The following is an 18600-nucleotide window of genomic DNA, read 5'->3' as shown; positions in this document are numbered from 1 at the left end:
TGAAAATGCGGGTACTACACGTATGTTCTGAGCTATTTCCTTTATTAAAAACAGGGGGATTGGCGGACGTGGTTGGTGCTTTACCTGCCGCCGAAATTGCTGAGGGGGCGGATGTGCGGGTCATGCTACCCGCCTTTCCTGACTTGCGCCGCGGCATTCCGGATACCGTGTTAGTGAGGGAGATTGATACCTTTGCTGGCCGGGTTTCATTACGTTACGGCCAGTTCCAGGGTATTGGGATCTATCTGATTGATGCCCCCGGTCTCTATGATCGGGCCGGTAGCCCTTATCACGATCAATCGTTGCATGCTTATTCCGATAACTATCGCCGTTTTGCATTGCTGGGATGGATGGCTTGTGAGCTGGCGTGCGGACTGGATGGCTACTGGCGTCCGGAGGTGGTGCATGCCCACGATTGGCATGCCGGATTGGCCTGCGCTTATCTGGCGGCGCGGGGTCGCCCGGCACGTTCGGTATTTACCGTCCATAATTTAGCCTATCAAGGGCTATTTTCACCACACCACTTGGCTGAGTTACAGCTGCCTGCTGCATTTTTCCACATGTATGGGCTAGAGTTCTACGGCCAAATTTCCTATCTGAAAGCGGGGTTGTTCTTTGCTGATCATGTCACCACTGTCAGCCCGACCTACGCCAAAGAGATTACCCAGCCTGCGTTTGGCTATGGGATGGAAGGATTATTACAAGAGCGCGCCAGTCAAGGGAGATTGACTGGGATACTCAATGGGGTAGACAGTGGTATTTGGGATCCACAGACTGATACCTTGCTACATGCATGTTATGACGCGGAGAACCTGCAAGAGAAAGCGGTGAACAAGGTACACCTGCAAACCACGATGGGGTTAGAGGTGACGGAAAAGAGGCCTATTTTTGCGGTGGTCAGCAGATTGACCGCGCAAAAAGGGTTGGATTTAGTGTTGGAAGCCTTGCCCGAACTACTGCAACTGGGGGGACAGTTGGCGGTTCTTGGTGCAGGGGATGCAATTTTACAAGAGGCATTTTTGGCGGCCGCAGCAGACTACTCCGGCCAGGTTGGGGTACAAATTGGTTATCACGAGGCATTTTCTCACCGAATAATTGCCGGTGCAGATGTGATTCTGGTGCCGAGCCGTTTTGAGCCATGTGGGCTAACGCAGCTGTATGGTTTGAAATATGGCACTTTGCCACTGGTCCGGCACACGGGCGGGTTGGCAGATACCGTGGTGGATTGCGCGCTGGAAAATCTAGCCGATGGCAGCGCCTCGGGATTTGTGTTTGATGAATGCGATGCGCAGGCATTAGTTCGGGCAATACGCCGTGCTTTTGTCTTGTGGAGCCGGCCAAAACATTGGCGTCATGTCCAGCGCCACGCCATGGGGTTAGACTTTGGTTGGCAAGTAGCAGCGGCAGAATATCTGTCACTTTATCGGCGTCTCTGATGGCCGATTTGTCGTCACCACGATTTGTTATCACCACGAATGGGGAAAACCGCTATGACATCACCGTTCAGTTATACCTCACCCGTTGTCAGTGTGGATGCACTGAAACACTCCATTGCCTATAAATTGATGTTTATTGTGGGTAAAGACCCCACCATTGCGACTCAGCACGACTGGCTGAATGCCACTCTATTTGCAGTACGTGACCGGATGGTTGAGCGCTGGCTCCGGTCTAACCGCGCACAGTTATCACAAGACGTCCGGCAGGTTTATTATCTGTCGATGGAGTTTTTATTGGGTAGAACACTCTCTAATGCACTGTTATCGATGGGGATTTATGAAGATATCGAGCAGGCACTAGATGAGATGGGCCTCAATCTCTCCGAACTGTTACAGGAAGAGAATGACCCCGGTTTAGGTAATGGGGGCTTGGGCCGTCTGGCGGCCTGCTTCCTGGATTCGCTGGCCACATTGGCACTGCCGGGGCGCGGTTATGGTATCCGCTATGAATATGGCATGTTCAGCCAGAAAATAGTGAATGGCCAACAGATGGAGTCGCCGGATAACTGGCTGGAGTATGGCAATGCCTGGGAGTTCCCACGGCACAATACCCGCTATAAAGTGCGATTTGGTGGCCGAATTCAGCAAGAGGGCAGCAAAACCCGCTGGCTGGAAACGGAAGAGATTCTCGCCTGCGCTTATGATCAAATCATCCCCGGTTTTGATACTGATGCAACCAATACCCTGCGTTTATGGTCTGCGCAGGCCAGTAATGAGATCAATCTGGGTAAATTTAATCAGGGCGATTACTTTGCGGCAGTTGAAGATAAAAACCATTCAGAAAACGTATCGCGGGTGCTCTACCCCGATGACTCAACCTATTCCGGACGCGAACTGCGCCTGCGGCAAGAGTACTTTTTAGTGTCAGCGACGGTGCAGGATATCCTCAACCGCCACTGGACCATGCACCAGACATTCGACAATCTGGCGGATAAGATTGCCATTCACCTGAATGATACTCACCCAGTGCTTTCTATCCCTGAAATGATGCGTCTGTTGATCGACGAGCACAAATTTAGCTGGATGGATGCGTGGGATGTGGTGCAACAAGTCTTCTCCTACACCAACCACACTTTAATGACTGAGGCGCTGGAAACCTGGCCAATCGACATGATCGGCAAGATCCTGCCACGGCATTTGCAAATTATCTTTGATATCAATGATCATTTCCTCAAGCTGGTGCAGGAGCAGCATCCGGACGAACCCGAACTGTTAGCGCGGGTATCCATTATTGATGAAACCCATGGTCGACAAGTACGCATGGCCTGGCTTGCGGTGATCGCCAGCCATAAAGTGAATGGCGTATCAGCCCTGCATTCGGAGTTGATGGTGCAGTCACTGTTTGCTGATTTTGCCCGCATCTTCCCTAACCGCTTCTGCAATAAAACCAATGGCGTCACGCCACGGCGCTGGCTGGGGCTGGCTAACCGACCACTGGCGGCGGTACTGGATGACAGTATCGGCCACAACTGGCGCACGGATTTGAGCCAACTTAGCGAGCTGGAAAAGAACCTCGATTACCCCAGTTTTCTGCTGGCGTTACGCAAAGCCAAGCTGGAGAACAAAAAACGGCTGGCGATCTATATCGCTCAAAAATTGAATATTGTGGTGGACCCGGCGGCGTTGTTTGATGTCCAAATCAAGCGAATCCATGAGTACAAACGGCAATTATTGAATGTGCTACATGTGATCACCCGTTATAACCGTATTCTCGAAGCGCCTGACGAAAAGTGGGTGCCACGGGTGGTGATTTTTGCCGGTAAAGCGGCATCGGCGTACTACAACGCGAAGCAAATTATCCGTCTGATCAATGATGTCGCGAAGGTGATCAACAGTGATCAGCGGATCAATAATCTGCTGAAAGTGGTATTTATCCCGAACTACAGTGTCAGTCTGGCACAGCTGATTATTCCGGCGGCTGATCTCTCTGAGCAGATTTCGCTGGCGGGCACTGAGGCATCGGGGACCAGTAACATGAAATTTGCCCTGAACGGGGCGCTGACCATCGGCACACTGGATGGGGCGAACGTCGAGATACGCGAACATGTCGGCGCGGATAATATCTTTATCTTTGGCAACACGACTGAGCAGGTGGAGGCGCTGCGCAATAGCGGCTATAACCCACGGAAATATTATGATGAAGACCCGGAGTTACATCTGGCTCTGACGCAGATTGCCACCGGCACCTTCAGCCCAGAAGAGCCTCAACGCTACACCAGCCTGTTTGATTCGCTGGTGAACTTGGGTGATCACTATCAATTGCTGGCGGATTATCGCAGCTATGTCGACACGCAGGATAAAGTCGATGCGCTCTATCGCCACCCTGATGAGTGGACGCGCAAAGCCTTACTCAACATTGCCAATATGGGCTATTTCTCTTCCGATCGGACCATTCAAGAGTACGCCGATGAGATTTGGCATATTAAGCCTATCCGCCTGTAGCGATACCCTTGCTGCTTGAAGCGGTAGGCTGTTCACTTGCCCAATAACAAAAACCCTCTTCAGCCATAAACGGTGAAGAGGGTTTTTTTGAGCCTAAATAAAGCTTAACTATTTGAATTCGCTATCAGGAAACCAGCGAAAGAGTCTGCTGTTTCTTCCCTTGCTCTGCGGCTAACCACTCAGCAACGCGCTGTTTTTGTGCTTCATCCAGGGTCATGCCCAGCTTAGTGCGACGCCAGATAGCATCATCCAGTTCGACTACCCACTCTTTCTCGACCAAATAGCGCAACTCAGCTTCGTACAAACCATGGCCGAAGTGTTCACCCAGATTTTCGATGCTGGTGGCATCTGCCAAAATCAGCTCGCTGTGGCTGCCATAGGTGCGGATATAGCGGCGGGCTAGCGCTTCGGGCAACCAATTGTAACGGTGGCGCAAATGCACGGTGTAGGTATCACGATTACCGCCAATATCGCCGCCCGGTAACGCGCCAGTTTTAGTCCACGCGGGGCCAACATTCGGATAATAGGCCGATAGTTTTTCCAACGCGTGCTCTGCCAGTTTGCGATAGGTGGTCAGTTTGCCGCCGAATACTGACAGCAGTGGTGCTTTGCCATTTTCGTCCGCCACATCCAAGGTGTAATCGCGGGTAACCGCTTGCGGCGCATCTGATTCATCGTCACACAGCGGGCGCACACCTGAGTAAGTCCAGACGATATCGTCGCGGCCCAACGGCTTCTTAAAGTGGTCGTTATAGACTTTAAGCAGGTAATCAATCTCCTGATCGTCGATCTTCACATCTTTCGGATCGCCGTGGTACTCGACATCAGTGGTGCCGATGATGGAGTATTCGTCCAACCAGGGGATCACGAAGACAATGCGATTATCTTCGTTTTGCAGAATATAGGCTTGCGGCTGGTTATGAACCCGTGGCACCACAATATGGCTACCTTTGATCAAGCGGATACCATAAGGCGATTTGAGCTTCAGGCCATCGTCGAAGAACTGCTTAACCCATGGGCCGGTCGCATTCACCAAGCCTTTAGCGCGCCAGGTAAAGGTTTTACCGCTGTTCACGTCGACGGCTTCAACCATCCATAAACCTTGCTCGCGCCATGCGCGGGTCACTTTGGTGCGGGTACGAACTTCACCACCACGCTCGACCACTTCCTGCGCATTTAGCACCACCAAACGGGCATCATCTACCCAGCAGTCAGAATATTCGAAACCGCGCACCAGCTCGGGCTTCAATACTGATTCTGGCCCAAAACGCAGCCCTTTACTGGCGGGTAAAGTGGTGCGTTTACCCAAATGGTCGTACAGGAACAGGCCCGCGCGAATCATCCAGGCGGGGCGCAGATGGGGCTGATGCGGCAGGCGAAAGCGCATTGGGAAGGCGATATGGGGGGCCAGTCTCAGCAGCACTTCACGCTCGGCCAGCGCTTCACTCACCAAACGGAACTCATAATGTTCCAGATAGCGTAGGCCACCGTGGATAAGTTTGGAGCTGGCGGAAGAGGTCGCACAGGCCAAATCTTGTGCTTCCAGCAGCAGAACGGACAGGCCACGCCCTGCAGCGTCAGCAGCGATACCGGCACCATTAATGCCGCCACCGATCACGATCAAGTCTTTGGTTTCCATGCTTCCTTCCTCCAGATGTTCGAAACAGCTCTTTAATGTTCGTTTTCGCTCACGATTGTAATCAAAAACCAACAAACAAGCCAAGAGTTAACCAAAAAAAAACATTCACCCGTGATGGAGGTAACAGTTTTGTTATCAGGATGTGGGGGGGAAGTGGGTTTTGATCGGTTGAGTTGAAGTTTGGCTTGGTGATTGGTTCGGTTGTTATAGCTTCACGGCTCACCTTGCCTGCGCAATAGATCGGCGTTCACTTGGCCTCCAGCGCCTCAACCGCCAATGGGGTTACAAGCGCGTAACCCCCTTGGAACCCCTGCGCTAGCGCACGTATCGCTTGCCTGCTTCGCAGGTTCCCTCGACTCATCCTTTCGCTGGCGGGACGGCTTTATTCGCATCCCTGCTCATGACGCCTAAATCCGCCGTCCATGGCGGATTTCCCTTGCTCCACTCTTCGCTCGGCAGCTCAAATGTGCTTTTAACTTCAAAACCTAAAAACAGGGTTTTGATTTTGACTTTCTCTTTTGACCTTGAGCGCAATCAGGAATATTGCCGACGAGGATAGAGGGTAGAGTGAGCGGGCAGGACGCCCGAGAAAAGCGCGCTTGGGCAGGGATGCCCATCGCGCTGGCTCGTCAGCCCGAAAGACGTGGGAGGTTTACCCGCAGGGCAATATTTCGCGCAAGCCGCAGGTGCAGGAGGGCCGGCCTGCCCTCCTGCTCGGTTGAGGCGGCGAGGGTCAGGTGATCACCAACCGAATATCAACCGCTAACATAACTCCAATTGAACATCATGCTGCTCAATAATCTTCATCACACTGGCGGGGGGCATTTGATCCGTGAACAGATAATCAATCAAATTCATATTCCCCAAATTCACCATCGCGTTACGGCCAAATTTAGAGTGGTCAGTCACCAACATCACACAACGGGAGTTTTCGATAATCGCCCGCTTAGTGCGCACCTCATGGTAATCAAACTCTAACAGCGAGCCGTCCATATCGATGCCGCTGATACCAAGGATGCCGTAATCAAGGCGGAACTGAGAGATGAAATCCAGTGTGGCTTCGCCAATAATCCCGCCGTCGCGGGTGCGGACTTCACCGCCAGCCAAAATCAGGCGAAAATCCTCTTTGGCAGTCAGCAAGGTGGCCACGTTAAGATTGTTGGTCACCACCCGCAGACCTTTATGGTTCATCAGCGCGTGAGCAACCGCTTCAGGTGTGGTGCCGATATCAATAAAGAGTGTCGCTCCATCGGGGATCTGGCTGGCAACACGTTGCGCAATGCGGGCTTTCTCTTCCGACCACATCACTTTGCGATCGTTATAAGCGGCGTTAACCGAACTGGACGGTAGCGCCGCACCACCGTGATGGCGGTGGATCTTGTTTTGGTCCGCCAAATCATTCAAGTCGCGGCGGATGGTTTGCGGGCTAACGGTAAAATGCTCCACTAACTCTTCAGTACTGACGTAACCTTGCTGGCGTACCAGTTCAATAATCGCATCATGCCGCTGCGTTTGCTTCACGATAATCCCCTAATGCGCCTAGTTATTCCAGGCAGTTATTGTGCGGTTCTTACGCTGCTGCGCGTATCCCAGAATGCCATTAATAAGCCAATAATCAAACCTGAGACATGAGCGGCGTTGGCAATCGATAAACCTAAAATGTCGAAATATCCGGCAACCAGCCAGAGAACAGAAAAAGCCATCAAGCCGCGGGGTAGCGAGATACCACGCTCGGGTGCGCGCTCGCCAGTCAGCCAGACATAGCCCATTAAGGCATAGACCACACCAGAAAGACCACCAAAGTTCACGCCACTAAACAGCGACTGCCCCCAACCACTGAACAGGGCGGAAACGATAGTTAATACCAGCAACTTGCTGGTGCCAAGTCGTTTTTCCATCTGCCCACCGAGATACCACCACCACATCAGGTTAAACAGGATATGCAGCAGTGAAAAGTGTAGGAAGGCATGGCTGACCCAACGCCAGATTTGCAGATATTGGCTACTATCGCGGGGCCAGGCAAGGTAGGACATCACGGCATAATCGCCGAAGATCTGCATCAATATATAGACGGCGATACACAGCACCATCAGGCTGAGAGTCAGTGGCCCGGCCTGGCTGCGCAGTGTCTGGAGGTAGGAGAACCGCTGATAGGGCAAATTAGAGTGCAAATTCCCCGATTGCCAACTGGCGGCTTGATAGCGCGGATTCAGCGGATCAAGCAAAAACTGCTCCAGCTCATGCTGCACCAGGGGGAGTTGCTCATCATCAGCTAACCAGATCTCAGCGCCCTGAGTCTCGGGCCGGAGTTCCAGCGGCACATTGCGGGTGGCCATATAATCAACAAAGGCCTGCGCCAGACGTAGATTAGAGATTGCTATCACACGGATCATATTTTTTTCATTCTAACGTGAAGTTATAAATCTTATAAATGCGATTAAGGCGCTTAAAAATATCACAATTGGGCGAGTATTAGCTAACGGCAGACACCACCTCTTGCGGATAGCTTCTGGCCCAGGCTTCAAAACCACCGTCAATGCTGTAAACCGCATCAAAACCTTGCTGGAGCAAATACTGCGCAGCACCCTTGCTGCTGTTGCCGTGGTAGCACATCACCATCACCGGTTGTTCAAAATCGGTCTGCTGCATAAAGGTATGCAGGCTGCTATTGGTCAGGTGGAATGCGCTTGGCGCATGACCTGCTTCATAACTTTGTGGGTCACGAATATCCACCAATACCGCGTTATTTTCTTTCAAACGGCTGTACGCCTGCTCAACACTGATTGTTTCAAACTGTTCCATATTGCTATTAAGCCCTGATGCAGATGAGTGATGTTAACGCACTATTGTAAGCGATTTTCGCCAGACAAAAACCAACAACTTATATAGGGGTATAGCTGCTCTTTTAAAAGGGCATACTTTATAAAATAGGGTGTTATATAAAAGAAATTTTTATTGCAGGAGGTAGAGTTATACAAAATTGTATAGGAGGATCTCTATGGGCGATATTACGGCAGGGTATTTTTCCAGTAATAAATTAAGTGAAAATGATTTATATTCTCTTCAAGTAAAACCTCATGAGTTTAAAGCTCAATTAACACTGTGGGAAAAATTTATAGATTTTATTAGATTGATAACTTGCCAAGAAACGAAAGGTTGTGCGCTAGCTAAGTTAAATAGCCTTACACATGAAAACCATTTGACAAACAGCCCGGTTGAAATGTTGACTGTATTAGAAGAAATACTACCAGATGAGATAAGAGAAAAAGTTAAGTATTGTTTTCACTGCGAGGTTGAGTGGGATGAGGAAAAACTTAAAATCAAGGGTGGGAAAAAAATTAAAGCTATAGATATAAAGTACAATGACAAGTCTATAACGATAAATCCCGAGCAATGTTGGTTAACAGATTATGATGAAGAGATAATAGAAAGATTAAGGTTAAATGGTTTTGAGAAATATGGTGATGAAAGTAATAATGATGAAATCAATGAAATTGACTGGAATAAAAATAGCAATGGAGTAAACAGCAGAGAGGATTTCATTTACAACACGATAAGTAACGGAGTCATTAACTCCTCAACGGAGAAAAAAAACTGTTTCGTTAGAATAATCTACAATAATGATGATAAGCTAGTTAAGCTAGAGCGGGTTGTCCTGATGGCTGATGGCTATCCTCATTTGGCAATACAACTCAAGCCAGGAGAAGAAGGAGGAATACAAGAATTTTGTAATGATTCTGGTATCAGGATAGTAAAAAAATACACGACTTCGCCATATGTAAAAACAATTGATGAATTAAAGTCTCTTGACAAGATATTGGCATGTTTAGATTATGATAAAATAGTTGCGGACTATAAATTAATTGATGATGCTATCAATATAATAGAAAATTTAAAAGGGTTAATTCAGCTTAATGAAATAGTTAGACAGATAGATATTCATACTAATGTTGAGAAAATGAAATGTGGAAATCTTATTTCCACTGCTTTAGATGCAGTTAAAGACATTAAGAAAAATAAGTTAGAACGTGAAGCAGTCAGTAATAACATTGAAAATATAAAGAAAAAAATATTTTTCTTTAAAAATAACATAGTATTTCAAAGTTATCTTGATTCGAATGACAAAACGTTAAGCATTAATTATGCTGAAAATATTATTGAATCTGCGAAGAAAAAGTTAACACCTGATGAAAATAAAGTAGGCTTAACTGATACTGATTTAGACATACCTAATATGGAGAAGTTTGTTAAATATTGTAAGAAAAGTCTAAACTTAAAACCTACCGTGCAGAATACTAAGAACATTGCCAATGAAAAAGACATCGTTAACATTCAGCAGATTATCTAATCTTGAACGTAAAATAGATATGTATAAAGCGTTTAATAGGCTGTATTATTTCGCTTCGAATGATGGCAAAAGTTCGACCATTATCACAAATTGTGAAATTGAAGATTTATTATTAGTATGCCAGCAACCTGATTTTATTAATAATGAAAAGAAAAAGGTATCAAAATTAGTCGATGAGCTTTGGGTTTTTAATCCCAAGTTATTTATTCCAGGGGATTTTTATAATGAGTATTTATGTGCTAATAAAACATTGGTCGAAAAAATTAAAACCAAGCTAAGCTTGTCACGCAACGAACCGGAACTATTTAAAACTGAGGTTATGTCCATCTTGGATGAAATATATACAATGAAATCAGAGTTTTTAGGTGATTATATGAAATACTTTGATGCCGAACGAATGAGTGAAAGCCAGGATGGGTTAACGATGTTTAAGTCTATTCTAAGTCGAATCAAACAGAACAAGGCTATCGATGAGGATAAAAAATACACATGGCTTTTACGGGCTAATAAATGATTACTGGATGAAGTCAACCGCCAAATAGAGGCAAGCACCACTATACCGAAATAATGAAATAGCAGGGCATATTCGCCCTGCGGCTTAAATATACCCCATCATCTGTAATAACCGCTGCGCTTGCTGTACTGCTTCCTGTCGGTGGGCGACACCCAGCTTTTGATACAAATTACGGATATGGGTTTTAATGGTGGTGGCCGCCACCTCCAGCTCACCGGCTATTTGGTCATTACTGTAGCCAGAATAGATCAGCCCCAACACCTGCCATTCACGTTGGGTCAGCGGGCTGGTACGAATCAATTCCGGTACTTGCGGGTGAGTAAGCAACTTATCGACGAAGATCTCATCAAAATGGGCGAACTTATGTCGATGGTGCTGGTTAAGGTCTTTCAGAATTCGTTGGGCGCGGAACTGTTCTAATTCGGGCAGGGCATTAAGCTGAATCAGTTGGCGCAGCTGTTGTGCCATGGCTTCACCTTCAATCACAAAATGGCTGATAAAGCCAGTGCGATTGGCCAGCGACAGTGATTCAATCAGCGCTTTCTGTGCTTCACCTTTACGTTCGGTTTGCCAGTATAAGGTGTTGCTTAACAATAAATTACGGTTGAGATCGCTGGTTAGGCGCAGGCGGCGAGCATTCTCATTTAGCTCGTCCAACACCACTTCAGCTTCATTAAAGCGCCCCAACATAATCTGAATTCGGGCAATATTGCGCCATTGACCCTGTAAAAAGTGGTTATCGGCCATGCCCGGTTTTTCCGCCTGACGCAGCCAATTCGCTGCCGCGACTTTATCTCCGGTCATCTGCCAGTGGATCACTCGTGGTTTATCGGCATTGGTTACCCAGTCGAGATGATACTGGCTGCCATGTTGCAACGCCTCGCAGCGCTGGATATACATATTGGCGTTATCCAGATCCCCACGAGCCAATGAACACTTCGCCAGCATCGCCAAACACTGCAGCTGCTGTTGTGGCTGGTAGTTCACCAGGATTTCGATGCCTTTACGCGCAGCCTCCTCTGCCTCATCCAGCCGTGACCATGACCACAATACCTGAGAGCGAATACGCAGCAGGAATTCATGCATCGGCAGTTGCTCAAGATGCTGCTCATGAATCAGCTCAAAGGCTTTATCCTGAGTCTCATAGGCCGCCTGTAGGAAGCCCTGAGCAATCAGAATTTCGCTCTGTTGCAGCAGCGCCCATAGAGCGTAGTGATAAGCCTCATGGCGGCGCGCCATCTGCTCGGTTTGCTGCATCATCGGCAGTGCACGGCTCAGCTCCCCCTTGCAGTGATGCACCTCTCCGGTGACGGAGGTGGCGACGATCCGGCTGTAAAAATTCGCCATCGGCAGATATTTCAGGGCCTCGGTAGCCAGTTTTTCGGCTTCGTCCGGTTTACCGGCATTGATTGCCACCTGAGCACGCAGCGCATCAAATTCAGCACGTAAAATTTCATCAATCGGAATTTTACGCTCCTGCATTGCCGCCTCTGCGCGCTCAAGCAGAGTATTGACCTCGCCGTAGCGGTGCTGGCTCTGGGCCAGCCAGGCTTGCAGCAGCGCCAGTTCTGGATTTTGTACCAATAACGAGTAAGGCAGGGCGACCAGACACTGCTCCAGTAGCGCCAGCTCACTGTGGTTAAATAAGGTCCAGGCGTGTTGCAGCAAAATATCGCGTAACATGCCGACATCACCGGCCGCCAGCGCGTGGTGAATCGCCTCTGCGGGGTAGCCCAGCGCCATCCACCCCTCCGCTGCCGCGTGATGTAGCTCCGGCAGCTCTAGCGCCAATTCCCATTGACAGCGCTGACGCAGGAAGGTGGCAAATAGGGGGTGGAAGCAGAACCATTCGCCGCTGTCATCCATGCGATGAATGAATAATCCCTGACGCTCTAGCTCTTCCAGCCGCTGCTGACCATTGTCTTCTCCGGTCAGGCGCACAATCAGGGCATCATTCATGGAGCGTAATACCGAGCACCGCAGCAGGAAAGCACGGGCATTGCTATCAACCTGATCCAGTACTTCATCGACCAGATAGTCTGACAGATGGCTGGCATTCAGCCCCGCGAGGCGCTTGGCCGATTTTTGCGCCGAGGAGTTGGGTTGACGTGATGATAGCGCAATCAGTTGCAGCGCCGTGGCCCAACCTTCAACTTCATCACACAGGCGGCTGCTATCACCCTGCTCCAGTGGCGTGGACAGGCGGCAATCGAAAAATTGCTGTGCTTCCTGATGATTAAACGCGAGCTGCTGCATCCCCAACTCCAGCAGTTGATCGCGCACCCGCAGGTTAGCAATACCCAGTGGCGGCAAGGTGCGGGAGAGTAAAATCAATGTCAGATTTTCTGGCTGATGGCGCAAGAAGAAGCGCATGGCCTCATGAATGGCGTCATTAGTGATCAGATGATAGTCATCGATGACCAGATAAAGTGGGCCATCCCAATCGGATAATTCGATGAATAATTGAGCAAATAGTGCGGAGAGGCTGGCATATTGATGCTTCTGGCTGAGGGCTTCACTTTTGCTGCAATGGCCGCCAGTCGCTAGCTGCACTGCGGCGACAAGATAGGTGGCGAAGCGTTCCGGCTGATTGTCACTTTCATCCAGAGAGTACCAACCGAGACAGGATTGGTCAGCTGCCCATTGAGCAATTAGCGTGGTTTTACCGTACCCCGCCGGGCAATTTATTAAGGTCAGGCGATAGTTCGCCACACCTGATAACTTAACCAATAGGCGGTCACGTATCACGGTATTTTGTAGCCGTACCGGGCGGCTCAGTTTTGATGGGATCAGCATACTGTATCCGGTTTTAAAGAGATCCGGTGAGAAGACGTCCTGGTGATTGATATGTCCATTTGTAATGAGTTGTTACAGGCATTCATAAGAGTAATTATTTTTAGCCTCGTAATTAATCAGCACTGCTAAGGTCTGATAACAGCCATCGTATTGCAATAGAGTTAATGTTTCCTATGGCTGTAAGTTGCACCGGATCACAATTTTAGCTACGCCCTGCGACTCATCCCCAGCTAATCCTCCGGCAGGATGATGCCCTTGCCGCTTCTCCTTGGCAGGATAAGGGTAAAATTACCCAACCCACAGGATAGAGACCTCCCTATGTCACAGCCTATGCTTAAAAAGGATGATTTCCTGGCTGCACTGACCCGCCAGTGGCAGCGCTTTGGCTTAACCTCCGCTCAGCAAATGACCCAACACCAATGGTGGGAAGCGGTCAGTGCGGCGTTAGCCGAACAGTTATCTGCCCAACCTGCGCCAGTGAAAGCCAAAAAAGTACAGCGCCATGTTAACTACATTTCGATGGAGTTTTTAATTGGTCGTTTGACGGCAAATAACCTGATTAACTTGGGTTGGTACGACCAGGTGGAAGCCGTGTTGGCTGAACAGCAGATTAACTTGAGTGATCTGCTGGAGCAGGAAACCGACCCGGCACTGGGCAATGGTGGACTGGGGCGTTTAGCGGCCTGTTTCCTTGATTCGATGGCGACGGTTGAACAACCTGCCACCGGCTATGGCCTGAATTATCAATATGGCCTGTTCCGTCAGTCTTTCAGTGAATGTAAGCAGCAGGAAGCGCCAGATAATTGGCAGCGCGAGAGCTATCCGTGGTTCCGCCACAATGCCGCACTGGCGGTGGATGTTGGTTTTGGCGGCAAGCTGGAAAAACAGGCGGATGGCCGTCAGTTATGGCGTCCGGCGTTGACTTTGCGCGGCGAGGCCTGGGATTTACCGGTGTTGGGCTATCGCAATGGTGTCACCCAGCCACTGCGCTTATGGCAGGCGACTCATCAGCATCCATTTGATTTAACTAATTTTAACGACGGCAAGTTTTTGCTGGCAGAACAAAATGGCGTTGAAGCTGAAAAGCTGACCAAGGTGCTGTATCCCAATGATAACCACCTGGCCGGCAAGCGCTTGCGACTGATGCAACAATACTTCCAGTGCGCCTGTTCGGTGGCCGATATCCTGCGCAAGCACCATCTGGCGGGCCGTAAATTGGCTGAACTGCCGGATTATGAAGTCATTCAGCTCAATGATACTCACCCGACGATCGCTATTCCTGAAATGCTGCGCGTACTGCTCGATGAGCATCAGCTAAGCTGGGATGCTGCCTGGGCGATTACCAGCAAAACCTTTGCCTACACCAACCACACCTTGATGCCAGAAGCCCTTGAGTGCTGGGATGAAAAGTTGGTTCGCAGCTTGTTGCCGCGCCATTTTGTCATCATCAAGCAGATCAATGCGCAGTTTAAAAAGCTGGTTGATAAGCAGTGGCCGGGCAATGATGAGATTTGGGCCAAACTGGCGGTGCATCATAATAAGCAGGTGCGCATGGCCAATCTGTGTGTCGTCAGTGGCTTCGCTGTCAATGGTGTCGCGCAATTGCACTCAGATCTGGTTATCAAAGATTTGTTCCCTGAATACTATGAATTATGGCCAAATAAATTCCACAATGTGACTAATGGTATTACGCCGCGCCGTTGGTTGAAGCAGTGTAATCCGGCGCTGTCTGGCCTGATTGATGAAACGCTGAAAGTGGAGTGGGCAAATAATCTGGATGCATTAGCCGGTCTTGAGTCTTATGCCGACGATAAAGCTTTTTGTGAACGCTATCAGCAGATCAAATATGACAACAAAGTTAAACTAGCTGAATATGTTAAGCGCGTGATGGGGCTGACCATCAACCCAGACGCCATCTTTGATGTACAGATTAAGCGGCTGCATGAATATAAGCGCCAGCATTTGAATCTGTTGCATATTCTCTCTCTGTATCGCCAGATTCGCGATAACCCGAATTTGGATATTGCGCCGCGCGTGTTTCTGTTTGGGGCCAAAGCTGCGCCCGGTTACTATTTGGCCAAAAATATCATTTATGCGATAAATCAGGCCGCCGATAAGATCAATAACGATCCGATCGTCAAAGATCGCCTAAAAGTGGTGTTTATCCCCGATTATCGTGTATCAGTCGCGGAATTGATGATTCCAGCGGCGGATGTATCTGAGCAGATTTCAACTGCGGGTAAGGAAGCCTCCGGCACCGGCAACATGAAATTGGCGCTGAATGGTGCCTTGACGGTAGGCACGCTCGATGGTGCTAACGTCGAAATTGCCGAACAGGTGGGCGACGAAAATATCTTTATTTTCGGTAACACCGTGGAGCAGGTAAAAGCCATTTTGGCGAAAGGCTATCAGCCACAAAAATACCTGAAAACCGATGCACACCTGAAAAGTATTCTGGATGAACTGGCCAGTGGGGCATTCAGCCAGGGTGATAAACACGCCTTTGACATGATGCTACACAGCCTGCTGGAAGGGGGTGACCCTTATCTGGTGCTGGCTGACTTTGCCTCATATTGTCAGGCACAGCAGCAAATTGATGCCCTGTACCGCGATAAGGATGAATGGACCCGCCGTACCATTCTTAACACTTCGCGGGTGGGGATGTTCAGTTCTGACCGTTCAATTCGCGATTACCAATCGCGGATCTGGCAAGCCAAACGTTAAGGAGAAGACTGCATGGATCGTAAATCGCTCGATCAAGCAGCGACACTGGCAGGGATCGCCGCCAGCTATATTAATGCTCATGGTAAGCCGCAAGCCACTTTGCCGGAAACCAAGCAGCAGTTGTTGGCGGCCATGGGGCGTATGAATGTATCCCATGTTACCCAGACAGAAAAAGCACCATTACCGGTGGTAAAAGTATTTATTTTTGGTAGCCCGATGCAGCTGCCAATGGCGGGGTCAGGCGATTATCATTGGCAGTTGCAGACAGAGAAAGGTGATTTATATCAAGGGCGTATCAGTGCGAATAAAACACTGACCCTGCCCACGGCCCTACCACAGGGTTATCACCGGTTGATGCTGGAGCAAGGTTTACAGCAGTGGCAGTGCTCGGTTATCGTCGCGCCGAAGCGCTGCTATGAACCGGATGCATTACTGGCCGGGAAAAAACTGTGGGGAGCTTGTGTGCAGCTCTATACCCTGCGCTCTGAGCGCAATTGGGGTATCGGCGACTTTGGCGATTTAGCCCAGATGTTAGGGCAAGTTGGGGAGCGGGGCGGCGCTTTTATTGGCTTAAATCCGATTCATGCGCTCTATCCGGCGAATCCACAAAGTGTCAGCCCTTACAGCCCCTCATCCAGACGCTGGCTGAATGTGATTTATATCGACGTCAACAGCGTGGATGAATTTAAGCACAGCGAAGCGGCACAAATTTGGTGGCGTCAGCCCGAGACGCAACGCACTTTGGCTGAGATTCGCGCCAGTGAATGGGTTGATTATCCGCAGGCGATGCAGCTTAAACTGACCGCTTTGCGTTTGGCGTTTCCACTGTTTACCGCGCGGAAAGCAAAAGATACGCGGGTGCAGGCATTCCATCAGTTTGTTGAGCAGGGTGGTGCTAGCCTGCATCAACAGGCTACCTTTGATGCCCTTCATGCCCATTTGAGTGAAAATGACCCCATGATGTGGGGCTGGCCGGTGTGGCCTGCCGAATATCGTGATGGGCATAGCCCCGCCGTGGCTGATTTTTGCCGTAAGCACGCGGATGACGTGAACTTCTATCTGTGGCTACAGTGGCTAGCCGCCAGCCAGTTTGATGACTGCTTCCGTGACAGCCAGGCGCGTAAAATGCCGCTGGGTCTGTACCGTGATTTAGCGGTGGGTGTGGCTGAAGGTGGGGCTGAAACTTGGTGTGATCGCGAGTTATATTGCCTGAAAGCCTCGGTGGGCGCACCGCCTGATATTTTAGGGCCGCTCGGTCAGAACTGGGGCTTGCCGCCGATGGACCCGCACGTGATGGTGGCTCGCGCCTATCAGCCGTTTATTGACCTGCTGCGCGCCAATATGACCAGTTGTGGCGCGCTGCGTATTGACCATGTGATGGCGCTATTGCGTTTGTGGTGGATCCCTTACGGTCACACGGCGGATCAAGGGGCATACGTTAAATACCCGGTCGATGATCTGCTGGCGATATTGGCGCTGGAGAGTCAGCGTCATCACTGTATGGTGATTGGCGAGGATTTGGGCACAGTGCCGGTTGAGATTATCGGTAAGTTGCGTGATAGCGGCGTGTACTCCTATAAGGTGCTCTATTTTGAGCATGACAGCGAGAATACTTTCCGTGCACCGCAGTCTTATCCGGTTCAGGCGATGGCGACCATTACCACTCATGACCTGCCGACACTGCGAGGCTATTGGCAAGCAGATGATCTGACACTGGGCAATAAGCTGGGGTTATATCCGGACCAACAGATATTGAAGCAGCTCTATCTCGATAGGGAGCGTGCCAAGCAAGGGTTGTTGGAAGGGCTGCATCATTATGATTGCGTGCCTAAGAAGGTGGGTCATAAAGCTTCGTTACTGGCGATGAGCCCGGTACTCAATCGTGGGTTGCAGCGCTATGTTGCTGATAGTGCCAGCGCGTTATTGGGCTTGCAGCCAGAAGATTGGCTGGATATGGCGACACCGGTCAACATTCCCGGCACTAGCGATGAGTATCCAAACTGGCGGCGCAAGTTGACGGTTACGCTGGAAGAGATGTTTGCTGACAGCCAGGTGAATCGCCTATTGAAGGATTTGGATAAGCGCCGTAAGAGTGTTTCTGCGGGGTGATTTTTTAGGTCGCAAAAAGGATGATTAGGTGATGGGTTCGGTTGACATGAGATTATCGTCCACCGAACCCTTGATGCCTCAACCGATTAAGGGTGTATGGGCGCACACCCTTAACAATCCCGCGCCTTGCGCGAAATATTGTGGCTGCGCCATTCCCTCCAGCCGCCGCTAGCCTTGTCGGGCCATCGTCTTTGTCGGCAATATTTCTGATTGCGCTCAACGTCAGAAGATAAACTCGTCACATGCTTCAAGTGCATGCATTCGAGCGAAGCTAACACCGCTGTAGCGGCAAGGGCGCAGGATAAGGTCTGTTAACCGTCTAATATTAGCCAAAGTCATTGGTGTTACAGCAAGGCAGCAAGCGAACAAATCCCGATGAGCTGACTTGAGTCAGTGATTCGGGTGAGAGAGCGAAGCTAACACCGCTGTAGCGGCAAGGGCGCAGGATAAGGCCTGTTAACCGTCTAATATTAGCCAAAGTCATTGGTGTTACAGCAAGGCAGCAAGCGAACAAATCCCGATGAGCTGACTT

Annotated in this window: 11 protein-coding genes; 6 read left to right on the top strand and 5 right to left on the bottom strand. The window is 49.7% G+C overall.

What is annotated here, in order from left to right; translation table 11 throughout:
- Positions 1 to 5 precede the first annotated feature (5 nt).
- The gene (gene glgA, locus HRK25_RS05455) at positions 6 to 1436 is read left to right on the top strand and encodes a glycogen synthase GlgA (protein WP_032897584.1); all 1431 of its coding nucleotides are present in this window, start codon (positions 6 to 8) and stop codon (positions 1434 to 1436) included.
- Between the two features lie 54 nt (positions 1437 to 1490).
- Positions 1491 to 3938 carry a glycogen phosphorylase gene (gene glgP / locus HRK25_RS05450; RefSeq protein ID WP_032897587.1) on the top strand — a complete coding sequence of 816 codons (2448 nt, stop codon included), beginning with the start codon at positions 1491 to 1493 and terminating at the stop codon, positions 3936 to 3938.
- Between the two features lie 124 nt (positions 3939 to 4062).
- Here the strand turns inward: glgP and glpD are convergent, their stop codons facing one another.
- The 4 genes from glpD to glpE form a co-directional block, all read right to left on the bottom strand.
- On the bottom strand, positions 4063 to 5577 hold the full coding sequence (gene glpD, locus HRK25_RS05445; protein ID WP_005273602.1) for a glycerol-3-phosphate dehydrogenase: 1515 nt from the start codon (positions 5575 to 5577) through the stop codon (positions 4063 to 4065).
- Positions 5578 to 6339: 762 nt separating this feature from the next.
- Positions 6340 to 7098 carry a DeoR/GlpR family transcriptional regulator gene (locus tag HRK25_RS05440; protein WP_004878022.1) on the bottom strand — a complete coding sequence of 253 codons (759 nt, stop codon included), beginning with the start codon at positions 7096 to 7098 and terminating at the stop codon, positions 6340 to 6342.
- Positions 7099 to 7133: 35 nt separating this feature from the next.
- Positions 7134 to 7970: a rhomboid family intramembrane serine protease GlpG gene (gene glpG / locus HRK25_RS05435; RefSeq protein ID WP_005279434.1), complete on the bottom strand. Its 837-nt coding sequence runs from the start codon at positions 7968 to 7970 to the stop codon at positions 7134 to 7136.
- Between the two features lie 79 nt (positions 7971 to 8049).
- Positions 8050 to 8379 (bottom strand): thiosulfate sulfurtransferase GlpE, encoded by a 330-nt coding sequence (glpE, locus tag HRK25_RS05430; protein WP_005279432.1) that lies wholly within the window; start codon positions 8377 to 8379, stop codon positions 8050 to 8052.
- Between the two features lie 196 nt (positions 8380 to 8575).
- Here glpE and HRK25_RS05425 point away from each other — a divergent pair, with 196 nt between their 5' ends.
- Positions 8576 to 9925: a hypothetical protein gene (locus tag HRK25_RS05425; protein ID WP_005279430.1), complete on the top strand. Its 1350-nt coding sequence runs from the start codon at positions 8576 to 8578 to the stop codon at positions 9923 to 9925.
- Entirely contained in the window at positions 9888 to 10439 is a 552-nt protein-coding gene (locus HRK25_RS05420) for a hypothetical protein (RefSeq protein WP_143707652.1), read from the top strand. Before HRK25_RS05425 ends, HRK25_RS05420 begins: the two co-directional genes overlap by 38 nt.
- 84 nt (positions 10440 to 10523) lie before the next feature.
- On the opposite strand, the gene malT is transcribed toward HRK25_RS05420, so the two are convergent.
- On the bottom strand, positions 10524 to 13235 hold the full coding sequence (malT, locus tag HRK25_RS05415; RefSeq protein WP_005279425.1) for an HTH-type transcriptional regulator MalT: 2712 nt from the start codon (positions 13233 to 13235) through the stop codon (positions 10524 to 10526).
- Between the two features lie 318 nt (positions 13236 to 13553).
- On the opposite strand from malT, the gene malP reads away from it, so the two are divergent.
- Together malP and malQ are read left to right on the top strand one after the other, a co-directional pair.
- Positions 13554 to 15959: a maltodextrin phosphorylase gene (gene malP, locus HRK25_RS05410; protein ID WP_032899050.1), complete on the top strand. Its 2406-nt coding sequence runs from the start codon at positions 13554 to 13556 to the stop codon at positions 15957 to 15959.
- A 12-nt stretch (positions 15960 to 15971) separates the two neighbouring features.
- Positions 15972 to 18068, top strand: coding sequence for a 4-alpha-glucanotransferase (gene malQ / locus HRK25_RS05405; RefSeq protein ID WP_005279421.1), 2097 nt, complete (start codon positions 15972 to 15974; stop codon positions 18066 to 18068).
- Positions 18069 to 18600: the final 532 nt, after the last annotated feature.

It is taken from the genome of Yersinia bercovieri ATCC 43970, from assembly GCF_013282745.1.
GTDB classification, from domain to species: Bacteria; Pseudomonadota; Gammaproteobacteria; order Enterobacterales; family Enterobacteriaceae; genus Yersinia; species Yersinia bercovieri.
Note: the sequence above shows the minus strand (reverse complement) of the source record. Positions and strands in the feature narration are given on the sequence as shown.